Below are 12054 nucleotides of genomic sequence, written 5' to 3' on the forward strand. Positions count from 1 at the left end.
TTCGGACAGCGGGCCTCTCGGACCCACACGGAAGAACGTAACGCAGAGTGACGACACTCGCACGCCCTGTGGACGACGCCCTGTGGACAACCTGCCCGACAGCGGCGTCAGAGCACGCCGCCGCCCGGGACGCCGGGCTGCCGCGCCGCCACACCGAGGTGCTCGCCGACCCGGTTGACCAGCAGCGTCATCTCGTAGGCCACCTGGCCGACGTCCGCCTCCGCCGCGCTCAGGACGCACAGGCAGCTGCCCTCGCCCGCCGCCGTCACGAAGAGCAGCGCGTCGTCGAACTCCACCATCGTCTGCCGTGCCCGGCCAGCCCGGAAGTGCCGGCCCGAACCCCGCGCGAGGCTGTGCAGGCCGGAGGAGACCGCCGCCAGGTGCTCGGCGTCCTCGCGGACGAGTCCGCTGCTCGCGCCCGTCACCAGGCCGTCGTTCGACAGCACCAGCGCGTGCCGTATGTGTCCGACCCGCTGCGTCAGGTCGTCCAGGAGCCAGTCCAGTTCCTTGTCCAACGCCATCAGTGGTCCTCCCCCTAGCCGGTGCGTCCCCCTCGGCCCGGACCCCGGTGGTCCTCGAAGCCCTGTGGTACGTCCCGTCGTGGTCCGCGTATCGCCGCAAGCCTTACGCACTGTCGTGGACAGGGCAAGCACTCCACCGCGTCCGCGCGTGCCGCGGACGCGTCGGCGGCTCCTCAGCCGACCGTGTCCAGGAGCCGGGCGGTGTGCATCCGCCCCGCGTACTCGACCAGGCGGATCAGCACTTCCTTCCCCGAGTCGCGGTCGCGCGCGTCGCACAGCACGACGGGCGTGCCGCGGTCCAGGTCGAGGGCGCGGGACACGTCGTGCGCCCCGTACGCACGCGCGCCCGTGAAGCAGTTGACCGCGACCACGAAGGGGATCTTCCGGTGTTCGAAGTAGTCGACCGCCGGGAAGCAGTCCTCCAGGCGCCGCGTGTCGGCGAGGACGACGGCTCCCAGGGCGCCCTGCGACAGCTCGTCCCAGAGGAACCAGAACCGGTCCTGGCCGGGCGTGCCGAAGAGGTAGAGCGAGAGCCCCGAGCGGATCGTGATGCGGCCGAAGTCCATGGCGACGGTCGTGGTGGTCTTCCGGTCGACGCCCCCGGTGTCGTCGACGTGTTCACCGGCCCTGCTGAGCCGTTCCTCCGTGCGCAGGGGCCGGATCTCGCTGACCGCGCCGACGAGGGTGGTCTTTCCGACGCCGAATCCGCCGGCGACCAGGATCTTCAGCGCGAGGGCGGAGGTGTCCGCGTCGTCGTCCGTGCCGGTGCTCTCAGAGCGCTCGTAGGCCATCGATTACTTCCCTCAGGATTCTTTCGTCAGGGAGCTGGGCGGGCGGTACGGGCCGGCTGACGCGCACGAAGCCCGATTCGAGGAGGTCGCCGAGGAGGACCCGGACGACCCCGACGGGCAGGTCGGCGTCGGCGGCGAGTTCGGCCACCGACTGGGTCTCGGCCCTGCACAGGGTCAGCAGGGACCGGTGCTCGGGGCCGAGGAGCGCCTCCTCTGCCGGTCCGGGCGGCTCGTCGTCCACGACGACGAGGGCGATGAGGTCGAACCGTACGTTGCTGGGGCCCGGCTTGGTCCGTCCGCCGGTCATCGCGTACGGACGGACGAGGGGTCCCGCGTCGGCGTCGTACCACTGGCTGCCCGGCACGGGCGGGCCGTCGCCGGTGCTGTCGTCGTTCATGGGTCGCTCCGGGTCAGCCGGCGGCCGGCGGGGTCGCCGCGAGGCGCGGCGGGGTGTGCAGGTGCTCGCCGACGCGCTTCACGAGCCGGGCCATCTCGTAGGCGATGAGGCCGATGTCGGCGCTCACGGAGCTGAGGACGGCGAGACAGGAGCCGTCCCCCGCCGCGGCGACGAAGAGGAAGCCGTCGTCCATCTCGACCATCGTCTGGCGGACCCCACCGGTGTGGAACTGCCGTCCGGCGCCCTTGGCGAGGCTGTGGAAGCCGGAGGCGATGGCGGCCAGGTGCTCGGCGTCCTCACGGCTGAGCCCGTTGGAGGCGCCCACGGCGAGGCCGTCGTTCGAGAGCACCACGGTGTGGCGGACCTCGCGGACCCGCATGACGAGGTCGTCGAGGAGCCAGTCCAGTTCGCCGGACCGGTGGTGCGAGATCCGCTCGTGGTCGATCATGCGTCGTCTCCTTCGGAGCGAGGGTCGAGGGGTGCGGTGCCGCGGTCGGGGTCGTGGCCCGTGTCGGTTCCGAAGCCCGTGCCGAGGGGGCGCCTGGTGCCCGGGGCGGCGCCGCCGCCCCGCTGCCAGCCGTCCCGGTAGGCCGCCATGCGGTCCCGGACCCGTTCCGGGGTGCGCGCATCCGTGCCGGGTGCGACCGGTGCGGTCACCGGCGCCGGGGCGGGCGCCTCGCGCAGCTGCGGGACGAGATTCGCCTGCCGTACGCGGCGGGGCAGTTCGCTCCCCGTGTCGGTCCGGTCGGCCGGCGCGGTCGGCGGCTGCCCCGTCGGCGGCGCCGGCGGGGAGGGGGCGCGGCGGCGGAGTTCGGTCACCTCCGCGGGAAGGGAGGCGGACGCGGAGGTGGTGGCGGTGGCGGGCGCCGGCTCCTGCCGTGCCGTGAGCGCGGGCACGGCGGTCGGGCGCGTCGGCGGCTGTGGGTGAGGGGCCGGAGGAGACGGTGGGCGGGAGGCCGGAGGGGACTGCGGCGGGCCCGCCTGTCGCGGTCCGTCGGTCTGCCGCGGCAGGCCCGCGGGGCGCGTTTCCGGCTGCGGTGCGGCCCGGTGCCCGGACGAGGCGGACGAGGCGGACGGCGCCGGGTCCCCGGAGAGCGCGTGGGGCGCCGGGGCGGGCGGGGCGGGGCGTGCGATCGGGGGGCGGCCGAAGCGGCGGGCTTCGGCGCGCTGCGCCTCCTCGCGCTCCCGTGCGGCGCGCCCGTTGTCGCCGTGCGGGGTCCCTTCGGTCCGGAACCCGCGCCGTACGGCGTCGGCGGCCGGTCCGCCCGACGCGTGGGGACGGGGGTTCCCCGCGCGCGGGGTTCCGTCGTGGGACGTGTCGGGGTCGCTCCCCGGTGCGCCGCGACCGGGTGGCAGCGCGCCCTGGAGCAGGTCGGTCGGGAGCAGGACGACGGCGGTGGTGCCGCCGTAGGGGGACGTTCTCAGATGGACCCTGATGTCGTGGCGGGAGGAGAGGCGGCTGACCACGAAGAGGCCGAGCCGGTCGCTGTCGAAGAGGTCGAGGGCCTCGGACTGGGCGATACGGGCGTTCGCCTCGGCGAGGGTCTCCTTGCCCATGCCGAGCCCCCGGTCCTCGATCTCCAGGGCGTAGCCGTTGCCGACGGGTTCGCCGCTGACCCGGACCTTGGTGTGGGGCGGGGAGAACTGGGCGGCGTTCTCGATGAGTTCGGCCAGGAGGTGGGTGAGGTCGGCGACGGCTCCGCCGACGACGGCCGTCTCGGGGAGCCGGCGCACCTCCACGCGCGCATAGTCCTCGATCTCGGAGACGGCGGCGCGGACGACGTTGGTGAGGGGGACGGGCATGCGCCAGGCGCGCCCCGGGGCGGCTCCGGAGAGGATGATCAGGCTCTCCGCGTGGCGCCGCATACGGGTGGTGAGGTGGTCGAGCCGGAAGAGGTCGCCGAGCTCGTTGGGATCGTCGGCGCGCCGTTCCATGCTGTCCAGGAGGTTGAGCTGGCGGTGGACGAGGACCTGGCTGCGGCGGGCGAGGTTGACGAACACCCCGGAGATGCCGCTGGCGAGTTCGGCGCGTTCGACGGCGGCGGAGAGCGCCGCGCGGTGGACGGTGGTGAGGGCCTCGCCGACCTGGCCGATCTCGTCCTGGGAGGCGGGCCCGGGCGGCGCTTCGGCCTGGACGTCGATCTCCTCGCCCGCACGGAGCCGGCGCATGGCGGCGGGGAGTTTGCGGCGCGCGATGCCGAGGGCGGTGTTGCGGAGGCCGACGAGCTCGACCACGAGGCCGCGCCCGATCCGTACGGAGATGACGAGCGAGGCGGCGACGGCGGCGAGGCCGAGGACGACCGCCGCACCGCCCGCCGTGAGGGCACCGCCCGCGAAGGGATCGGAGCGGTCGGCGGTCGCGCGGCGCGCGTCGGTCTCGATCGCGACGAGTCCGCCGTGTACGGCCGCGAGGGCGTCGTCCCACTCGGCGGAGGTGACCGCCTGGGCGGCGGGGCGGCCCGGGGCTGCGGCGCTGACCCGGTCCTCCGCCCGGGTGAGCCGGGCGTGGTCGCCGTCGGCGGAGAGGCGGGCCCAGGCGGCGCGTGCGGCGGCGGGGAGGTCGACGGTGGCCGAGTCGGTGAGGGTCCGCCGGGTCTCGACGGCCCCGGCGAAGTCGCGGAGCCGGTCGGGGGAGAGCCGGCCGGTGAGGTGGGCGGAGGTGAGGAGGGCGTCCTCGCGGGACAGCATCTCGCCGGCCCTGCCGAATTCGAGGAGTACGCGCGCGTCGGCCCCCTGCTCGGCCTCCTGGATTCCGGTGAGGGCGCCGTCGACCGCGAAGGCGGCGGAGATGGTGTCCGTGTACTCCTCGTACGCCTGGTCCCAGTCGGCGCGTCCGTCGGCCGCGGCGGTACGGAGCCGGGCGAGGCCCTCGACCCTGCCGACGAACGCGTTCACCCGGCCGGCGACGTCGCCGGGCAGGGCTCCGGTGTCGCCGACGGTGTGCGTGCCGTCCAGGCGGAGCCGGGCGACGGCGTCGTCCGTCCGGCGGATCCGGTCCTTGAGCTCGGCGGCCCGGGCGGTGCCGGGCGCCGCGGCCTGCCGTACGGCGGCGCGTCGTTCGGCCTGGAGCGCGGCGAGCGCGGCCGTCACGGGCTCGCGGATCTCGGCGTCGATGCGCTGGAGCCGGCGGAGCCGGGCGACGTCCTGCGCGGTGGTGACGGTGGCGAAGCCCCAGAGGGCGAGGAGCGAGACGACCGGGACCATCAGGAGCGAGACGATCTTGGCGCGGACCGAGCGCGGGCGCAGCCCGTGGAGCGCGGGACGGCCGCGGTGCTCGTCGGCCGACGGAGGCCCGGCGGGGGCCCCCGGCCGTGCGGAGGACCACCCGGGGGACTGCCCCGAGGGCCGGCCGGGGAACTGGTCGGAAGGCCGACCGGAGGGCCGTCCGGAAGACCCCCCGGGGACCGGCCCGGAGGGTTGTGCGGACGCGCCGGCGATTCCGGTGGCGGCATCCCGCGTCGAGGTGCCCGCGTGCCCCGCCGGCGGCGGGGTCCCGGGGGTCCGCTCCCCCGGCTCGTCGGCGGGCGGGCCCGCGTGTGCGCGCCGCCCGCGCGCGGCCGCCGGTGGCGGCGTGGCCGCCTCGGCGCCCTTGGTCTTGCGGGGAGTTCGCATGGCCTCCTCGTTCCGGCTGCGTCTGTCTCTGGTGCGGTACGGCATGGCGTGGTGCGTGCCGGGGGTCGGACTCTGGTGCGGTACGGCATGGCGTGGTGCGTGCCGGGGGTCGGACTCTGGTGCGGTACGGCGTGGCGTGGTGCGTGCCGGGGGTCGGCTCAGGTCGTGGGCGTGCGGGTCGCTTCCCCGGCGCGGAATCCGGGCGGGGCGACGTCGACCGCGCGCTCGTCCGGTTCGATGAGGCGTCCGGCGGAGGCGTACGCGGCACGTTCACCGGCCGTCGGGGTGAGGGCGACGAAGGCCGAGGTGATGAACAGGTACGAGCCGAGGCCGACGGCGAGGGGGAAGACGAACTGCATGAGCATGGCTCCGGGGAGAGGGGCGCCGGAGGGGACGACCTCGATCCGCACGGCGAGCATGCCGGTGTAGTGCATGCTGGTGACGGCCGCGCCCATCACGAGGGAGGCGACGGCCACGGCCGCGGGCGCGTGGATGTTGAGTGCCGCCCAGAGCGCGGCCGTGGCGGCGACGACGGCGATCAGGACGGAGAGGCCGACGAGCAACGGGTCGTACCGCACCTGCCCGTGGAGCCGGAGTGCGGCCATGCCCAGGTAGTGCATGCTCGCCACGCCGACGCCCGTGGTCAGGCCGCCGATCAGGAGCGAGCGGCGCCGGTCGCGTCCGTGGCCGACCACGAAGACGCCGACCCCGACGACGGCCATCGCCATGACGAGGCTGAGGAGCGTGAGCGGAACGTCGTAACGGATGTCGGTGCCCGTCACGCCGAATCCGAGCATCGCCACGAAGTGCATCGTCCAGATGCCGGTGCCGATGGCGGAGGCGGCGGTGAGCAGCCAGTTGCGCCGTGACCGGCCGGTCGCGTCGAGCGCCCGCACGGTGCAGCGCAGCCCGAGGGCGGCGCCGATGCAGGCCATCGCGTACGACAGCGCGGGTGTCAGCCAGCCGAAGGTGGCGTGGTCCAGGTGTCCCATGGCTCGGGGACGCTAGTGCGCATAAGGGGCGCACCGGGGGCGCATTTCGAAAGCTGCTGGAATATGACAAAGAGATGGCCCCGAACGATCGGGCCGAGCTCGAACGGGCACACAGAACGTTCACCCCTCCGGGTATCGGATCCTGCGAGATCATGGACGCATGAGCGACGACCCCACCCAGGTACGAGAGTTCTTCGGCGCCCGCGCCGCCGACTGGGACAGCCGGTTCCCCGACGACGGCCCCGCGTACGCCGCGGCCGTGGACGAGCTCGGCCTGCGTCCCGGCGACGCGGTGCTGGACGCCGGATGCGGGACCGGCCGGGCGCTCCCACCGCTCCGGACCGCCGTCGGCCCCTCCGGCACGGTGCTCGGCGCCGACCTCACCCCCGAGATGATCGAACGGGCCGTCGCCTCCGGACGCGGCGGCGACGGGGGCGGGACGCTGCTGCTCGCCGATGTCGGCCGGCTCCCGGTGCGCGACGGCGCGCTCGACGCCGCGTTCGGGGCGGGGCTCGTCTCGCACCTCGCGGACCCCCTCGCCGGCCTGCGGGAACTCGCCCGCGTCGTACGGCCCGGGGGTCGCCTCGCCCTCTTCCACCCGATCGGGCGAGCCGCCCTCGCGGCCCGTCACGGCCGGCAGGTCACGCCGGACGACCTGCGCGCGGAACCCCGGCTGCGTCCCCTGCTCGCCGAGGCCGGCTGGCGGCTCGTCGGCTACGTCGACGAGGACGCCCGCTACCTGGCCCTCGCGGTCCGCGAGGGCTGAGCCTCCGCCACGGGCGACCGGGCCCGTCGGACGCTCCCCCGCATGTCCACCACGGATGCCAACGCCCCCTTCTTTACCGGCACTTCGCTGTCTACCGTGGAGGTGCCGGGCAGTCGTGCCCGGGAAAGGCGGCGAGCCGTGACACGCGTTCCGGAAAGACTGCGCAGACTCCTCCCCTCCGGCCGGAAGGCGTCCGAGGCCGCCTCGCCCGCGCCACCGCGCCCCCGCCAGGGGCACAACCTCTTCGAGGCCGCCGCCGAGTACGTGGCCGCCTGCGCCGAGGACGACCCGGCGCGGGCCGAGGAGGCGGCGAGCCGGGTCTCCCCCGGCATGCTCTCCTTCGGCGTGAACGAGCTGGCCTGCCGTGCCCTGATCACCCTCGCGCGGGAGCGGAACCAGTCCCCCCGCGCCGTGGCCCGCTCCCTGCTCGGCCTGCGCGACCAGCCGACCGTCCGGCGGGCCGGCGACGCGTGACGGAGCCGCCCCCGAGGCGCGAGGTTCCGGGGCGGAGACCCTCGACGCGCGGGTTACCCACTGGTTAAGGTGCGCCGACGACCAGATGGGGAGGACGCCGTGGCCGGTACGGAGCCGATCGCCGAGGCCGACGCCGACGAGCTGTTTGTGCTGACCGCGGCGCTGCTGACGCCCGGGCGCTTCCCGAGCGTGCTCGGTGACGACTATCCGGCGGCCTGCGCCGCGCTGGGCCTGCGGCCGTACGCCGAGGGGTACGGGCTCGTGTTCGGCCAGGACGGGCACGGGGCCCGCTGGACGGTCGTCGTCGACGACGTGTCGCTCGTCGCGGTGGCCATCTCCTCCTGGGACTGCGGCATGGCCTACGACCTGTCCCCCGACGAGCGTTCGGTGGTGGCCGGACTGCCGGGTTGGCCGCTCCCCGTGGCGACCGCCGCCCCGGGCCTCCCGGCCCCGCACGATCCGGAGCCCGAGGAGGGCGATCCCGCACCGCTGGTCCCGCCCACCGGCGAGGAGTGGGGCCCGGTGCAGCGCCGGCTGGGCGCCGACGAGGTGGCGCTCCAGTGGGACGCCTGGCGGGCCCGGGTGGCCGACGGGGGTACGGGCGGAGGGCCGTCGGCGTCGGCTTCCGGCGCGGAGACCGAGGAGACGGACACCGCCGCTTCCGGCCCGTACACCGGGGTCAGGAGGGTTCTGCACGAGCTGCGCGGCTATCTGGAGGAGCCGCCGCCCGTGGGGCGGGTGCGGTCGGCCTCCGGGATGCTGCGTGCCGACGGCCCCGGCTGGTCGCTCGTGGCCAAGGTCGACGACATGGCGTTCGTCCTGCTCGACGAGCTGCCGCGCGAGGTCCTGCCCGTGAGGCGGGGGCCGCGACTGCCCGCTCTCCTCGACGCGCTCGACGCGATGGCCGTGCGCGCCTCCTGAGGGCCTCCACCCGTCCCCGGACCCGCCTCGGCCCTGTCCCGGCCCCGTCCTGGCTCCCCATAGGGCGACGGTCCGAGGTGTGGTTCCCAGCCATGGCCCGACGACGGGGATGCGCCGCACGATGTGGCGCCGCACCCCTTTCCCGTCGTCCCACCGGAGGCCCGCCATGCGCCTGTTCCCAGGCGTCTCCTTGATCACCGCGCTCCTCGCCGGGGTCACCGTCCTCGCCCCGGCGAGCCCCGCCGGGGCCGAGGCACCGGCCGAAGCACCGGCCGCCGCGCACTGCGCACGGCAGGACCGGCTCCATGTGCCCGGCGCCGAGCGCCGGCAGTCCGCCTGTCTGGACGACCTCACGACCACCGGGCTCGCCGGCACCCCGTACACCGATCCGGCCGACCAGGCCGGCCTCGCCGCGAAGGCGACCCGCAACCCCTCGGGAGTGCCCGGCATCCAGATCGACGGCTACTTCCCCGACGACTCCCGCCTGAACACCACCCACGGCTGGGCCCATGACGCGCAGTTCGTCATCCGGCTGCCCGACCACTGGAACGGCGGGCTCGTCGTCACCGGCGCCCCCGGCAGCCGGCGCCAGTACTCCACGGACGCGCTGATCTCCGACCAGGTGCTCGCCCGGGGCTTCGCCTACGCCGCCACCGACAAGGGCAACACCGGTCCGGACTTCTTCACCGACGGGCGGGAGCCGGGTGACGCGGTCGCCGAGTGGAACCGCCGCGTGACCGAGCTGACGCGAGCCGCCAAGAAGGTCGCGCGGCAGCGCTACGGCCGGGCGCCGGAACGCACGTACATGACCGGCATCTCCAACGCCGGCTACCTCACGCGCTGGCAGCTGGAGAACCGGCCCGAGCTGTACGACGGCGGGGTCGACTGGGAGGGCGTGCTGTGGACGACGCGCGGCCCGAACCTCCTGACGAGCCTGCCGGTGACGGTGGCCCGGTCCCAGGGGCTCGCCGATGACGAGGACCTGATCGCTGCGGGCTTCGCGCCCGGCTCGCGCTTCCTGTGGCCGTACCACGAGAAGGCCTACTGGGGTCTGACGCAGAAGCTCTTCCGGGCCGAGTTCGACCCCGCGTACGACCCGGCCTGCCCCGGCTCCACCGCCGGCGGGACCGTGGAGCAGATCTTCGCGCCCTGCGCCTCGGACGCCACGTACGACTACGCCTCGCGGCCGGCGTCCGTCCACCGCGCGGTCGCGAAGGTCGCGCTGACCGGCAGGATCGGCAAGCCGCTCATCACGCTCCACGGCGATCTCGACGCCCTGCTGCCGATCGCCACGGACTCCGACGTGTACGCGCGGATGATCGACGCACGGGGCAGGGGCGGGCTGCACCGCTCCTACACGGTGCAGGACGGGACGCACACGGACGGCCTGTACGACACGTATCCGGACCGGCTGCGGCCGATCCTGCCGTGCTACCGCTCCGCGTTCGACGCCCTGATGCGCTGGGTCGAGGAGGGCACGGCGCCGCCCTCGGACCGCACGATCGCGCGCCCCGCGAGCGGCGACGTGGTCAACTCCTGCGCCCTGGAGGGCTGAGCGGGGTTCTCGGGCGGGTCAGACCCGCTCCAGCGGGCGGTGCGGCTCCGGCGGCAGTTCGGCCCGGACCGGGTCGCCGGGCCGCACCTCCCCGCCGGTGAGCACGATGCCCATGACGCCCGCCTTGCGCACGATCCCGCCGTTCTCGTCGCGGCCGAGGACCTGCTTGAGCAGGCCGTGCCGGAAGGCGTCGATCTGCGCGCAGGGGTTGCGCAGTCCGGTGACCTCGACGACTGCCTCCGCGCCGAGCCGGAGGAGGGTGCCGGTGGGCAGGGAGAGGAGGTCGATCCCCCGGGTCGTGACGTTCTCGCCGAGGTCGCCGGGGGCGACCTCGAAGCCGGCGCCCGCGACCTCGTCGAAGAGCTCGGCGTGGATGAGGTGGACCTGGCGGAGGTTGGGCCGGGTGGGGTCCTGCGCGACGCGGGACCGGTGCTTCACCGTCACGCCCGCGTGGACGTCGCCCTCCACACCGAGCCCGGCGAGGAGGGTGATGCCCTCCCGGTTGGGCTTGGTGAACGAGTACGTGCCGTTGCTGCTGACCGTGGTGACCGTGCCGCTGGTCATGGTGAGGGCTCCCCCTTCTCGCCCGGTCCGGGGGCCGGCTCCCCGGCACCTCCCCGGACCGATGATCACATCGCGCTTCGACGTACGACCCTACTCCGCGCCCTCGCCGCGGAGCGGCGCGCCCACCTCGTGCAGATGGCCGAGGGCCTGGCGGTACGAGTCCACGAAACCGGTCTCCGTGTACGGGACGCCCAGCGCGGCGCAGTGGGCCCGGACGGCGGGCTGGGCCAGGCGGAGGTTCGGGCGCGGCATGCTCGGGAAGAGGTGGTGCTCGACCTGGTAGTTGAGTCCGCCGAGGAACCAGTCGGTCAGGGCGCCGCCCCGGATGTTGCGCGAGGTGAGGACCTGGCGACGCAGATGTCCCCAGCTGTCGCCGTCCGCGTGCTCGTCCGGCCGTTCCATGCCCTTGTGGTTGGGGGCGAAGGCCATGCCGAGGTGCACGCCGAGGAGCATCTGGTGGACGAGGGCGAAGACGAGGGCCTGGGCGGGCGTCAGGAGCGCGAGGAGCAGCGTCGCGTATCCGGCGAAGTGGGCCAGGAGCAGGGCGCCCTCGACGAGCCGCTCGCGCCGGTCGCGGCACGGGCCGTCCTTCGCGAGCAGGGACTGGACTCCGTACACCTTGAGCGCGATGCCCTCCAGGGTGGTCAGCGGGAAGAACAGCCGGGCCTGGTGGCGGGTGAGGAACCCGCGCAGGCCCGTGCGGCCCGCCGTCTGGTGCTCGGCGAAGACGAGGACGTCGGCGGCGACGTCCGGGTCCTTGTCGAGGTGGTTGGGGTGGGCGTGATGGCGGTTGTGCTTGTCGTTCCACCACTCCCGGCTCATGCCGAGGAGGAGGTTCGCGTGGACGAGCTGGAGGATGCGGCTCGCCTTGCGGTTCGCGGTGATCTGGGCGTGGCCGGCGTCGTGGCCGACGAAGGCGGCGCGCGCGGAGAACAGGGCGAGGGGGACGGCGAGGAGCAGCGCCCACCAGGAGGGTCCGGTCAGGGCGAGGCCGGCCACCACGGCGGCGATGGCGAGGAGGTTGACGACGATGCCCCGGGCGTACCAGCCGGGGCGGTGTGCGAGGAGGCCCTGCTCCCTGACCGTCCGCAGGAGCGGGGTGAACTCGCTGCCGCCCCGGGCGCGGACGGGCGCCGCGACGGGGAGGGCGGCCGGGGGCAGGACGGTGGCCTGGGACATGGCGGGCTCCGGTTTTCTGTCGGTCGGTGCCGTGGGTTCACGGTCGGTGCCGTGGGTTCACGGTCGGTTCCGGTCTCTGGCGGCTACGGAGAACGTACGGATCCGTGATCGTCCGGGGCCATGGCGTCACCACCCGTCCCCTGCCGGGGGCGCACCGGGGGACGGGGGTGGGGCGTGCCCCACCCCTCCGCAGGAGACGGGAGCTTGTGGCGCGGATCACTTGGAGGAGAGCCGCTCCCGGGGGAACCGTCGGGTATTCTCGGCGACTCGGTCTCCAGGTAG

Annotated in this window: 12 protein-coding genes; 4 read left to right on the forward strand and 8 right to left on the reverse strand. The window is 74.6% G+C overall.

Going from position 1 to position 12054, the window contains the following annotated elements:
• Nucleotides 1-107: 107 nt before the first annotated feature.
• The 6 genes from ACZ66Z_RS25795 to ACZ66Z_RS25820 all read right to left on the reverse strand — a co-directional run bounded on the left by ACZ66Z_RS25795 (nucleotide 108) and on the right by ACZ66Z_RS25820 (nucleotide 6313).
• Nucleotides 108-521, reverse strand: a complete 414-nt coding sequence (locus tag ACZ66Z_RS25795) for a roadblock/LC7 domain-containing protein (protein WP_469937740.1) — start codon at nucleotides 519-521, stop codon at nucleotides 108-110.
• A 173-nt stretch (nucleotides 522-694) separates the two neighbouring features.
• Entirely contained in the window at nucleotides 695-1312 is a 618-nt protein-coding gene (locus ACZ66Z_RS25800) for a GTP-binding protein (protein WP_469937741.1), read from the reverse strand.
• Nucleotides 1293-1709 (reverse strand): DUF742 domain-containing protein, encoded by a 417-nt coding sequence (locus ACZ66Z_RS25805; protein WP_123458101.1) that lies wholly within the window; start codon nucleotides 1707-1709, stop codon nucleotides 1293-1295. Before ACZ66Z_RS25805 ends, ACZ66Z_RS25800 begins: the two co-directional genes overlap by 20 nt.
• Before the next feature lie 13 nt (nucleotides 1710-1722).
• Nucleotides 1723-2157 carry a roadblock/LC7 domain-containing protein gene (locus ACZ66Z_RS25810; protein ID WP_469937742.1) on the reverse strand — a complete coding sequence of 145 codons (435 nt, stop codon included), beginning with the start codon at nucleotides 2155-2157 and terminating at the stop codon, nucleotides 1723-1725.
• A complete protein-coding gene (locus ACZ66Z_RS25815; protein WP_469937743.1) occupies nucleotides 2154-5321 on the reverse strand; it encodes a sensor histidine kinase in 3168 nt (1055 codons plus the stop codon). The genes ACZ66Z_RS25810 and ACZ66Z_RS25815 overlap by 4 nt, the downstream gene beginning before the upstream one ends.
• A gap of 158 nt (nucleotides 5322-5479) precedes the next feature.
• Nucleotides 5480-6313 (reverse strand): MHYT domain-containing protein, encoded by an 834-nt coding sequence (locus ACZ66Z_RS25820; RefSeq protein WP_469937744.1) that lies wholly within the window; start codon nucleotides 6311-6313, stop codon nucleotides 5480-5482.
• A 160-nt stretch (nucleotides 6314-6473) separates the two neighbouring features.
• Between ACZ66Z_RS25820 and ACZ66Z_RS25825 the strand changes: the two genes are divergently transcribed.
• From ACZ66Z_RS25825 to ACZ66Z_RS25840, 4 genes are all read left to right on the forward strand, one after another.
• Nucleotides 6474-7079, forward strand: a complete 606-nt coding sequence (locus ACZ66Z_RS25825) for a class I SAM-dependent methyltransferase (RefSeq protein WP_469937745.1) — start codon at nucleotides 6474-6476, stop codon at nucleotides 7077-7079.
• 138 nt (nucleotides 7080-7217) lie between these two features.
• Nucleotides 7218-7553 carry a hypothetical protein gene (locus ACZ66Z_RS25830; RefSeq protein ID WP_469937746.1) on the forward strand — a complete coding sequence of 112 codons (336 nt, stop codon included), beginning with the start codon at nucleotides 7218-7220 and terminating at the stop codon, nucleotides 7551-7553.
• A gap of 99 nt (nucleotides 7554-7652) precedes the next feature.
• Nucleotides 7653-8474: a hypothetical protein gene (locus tag ACZ66Z_RS25835; RefSeq protein WP_469937747.1), complete on the forward strand. Its 822-nt coding sequence runs from the start codon at nucleotides 7653-7655 to the stop codon at nucleotides 8472-8474.
• Between the two features lie 166 nt (nucleotides 8475-8640).
• Nucleotides 8641-10029 (forward strand): tannase/feruloyl esterase family alpha/beta hydrolase, encoded by a 1389-nt coding sequence (locus tag ACZ66Z_RS25840; protein WP_469937748.1) that lies wholly within the window; start codon nucleotides 8641-8643, stop codon nucleotides 10027-10029.
• An 18-nt stretch (nucleotides 10030-10047) separates the two neighbouring features.
• Here ACZ66Z_RS25840 and ACZ66Z_RS25845 read toward each other — a convergent pair whose 3' ends face one another.
• Together ACZ66Z_RS25845 and ACZ66Z_RS25850 are read right to left on the reverse strand one after the other, a co-directional pair.
• The gene (locus tag ACZ66Z_RS25845; RefSeq protein ID WP_469937749.1) at nucleotides 10048-10593 is read right to left on the reverse strand and encodes an MOSC domain-containing protein; all 546 of its coding nucleotides are present in this window, start codon (nucleotides 10591-10593) and stop codon (nucleotides 10048-10050) included.
• Between the two features lie 90 nt (nucleotides 10594-10683).
• A complete protein-coding gene (locus ACZ66Z_RS25850) occupies nucleotides 10684-11772 on the reverse strand; it encodes a fatty acid desaturase family protein (protein ID WP_469937750.1) in 1089 nt (362 codons plus the stop codon).
• Nucleotides 11773-12054 lie beyond the last annotated feature (282 nt).

Source organism: Streptomyces sp. NPDC107498 (genome assembly GCF_055582805.1).

What these genes read in the sequence shown, in the direction of transcription:
- ACZ66Z_RS25795 (WP_469937740.1), bottom strand. Translation starts at nt 521, where the DNA reads ATGGCGTTGGACAAGGAACTGGACTGGCTCCTGGACGACCTGACGCAG.
- ACZ66Z_RS25800 (WP_469937741.1), bottom strand. Translation starts at nt 1,312, where the DNA reads ATGGCCTACGAGCGCTCTGAGAGCACCGGCACGGACGACGACGCGGAC.
- ACZ66Z_RS25805 (WP_123458101.1), bottom strand. Translation starts at nt 1,709, where the DNA reads ATGAACGACGACAGCACCGGCGACGGCCCGCCCGTGCCGGGCAGCCAG.
- ACZ66Z_RS25810 (WP_469937742.1), bottom strand. Translation starts at nt 2,157, where the DNA reads ATGATCGACCACGAGCGGATCTCGCACCACCGGTCCGGCGAACTGGAC.
- ACZ66Z_RS25815 (WP_469937743.1), bottom strand. Translation starts at nt 5,321, where the DNA reads ATGCGAACTCCCCGCAAGACCAAGGGCGCCGAGGCGGCCACGCCGCCA.
- ACZ66Z_RS25820 (WP_469937744.1), bottom strand. Translation starts at nt 6,313, where the DNA reads ATGGGACACCTGGACCACGCCACCTTCGGCTGGCTGACACCCGCGCTG.
- ACZ66Z_RS25825 (WP_469937745.1), top strand. Translation starts at nt 6,474, where the DNA reads ATGAGCGACGACCCCACCCAGGTACGAGAGTTCTTCGGCGCCCGCGCC.
- ACZ66Z_RS25840 (WP_469937748.1), top strand. Translation starts at nt 8,641, where the DNA reads ATGCGCCTGTTCCCAGGCGTCTCCTTGATCACCGCGCTCCTCGCCGGG.
- ACZ66Z_RS25845 (WP_469937749.1), bottom strand. Translation starts at nt 10,593, where the DNA reads ATGACCAGCGGCACGGTCACCACGGTCAGCAGCAACGGCACGTACTCG.
- ACZ66Z_RS25850 (WP_469937750.1), bottom strand. Translation starts at nt 11,772, where the DNA reads ATGTCCCAGGCCACCGTCCTGCCCCCGGCCGCCCTCCCCGTCGCGGCG.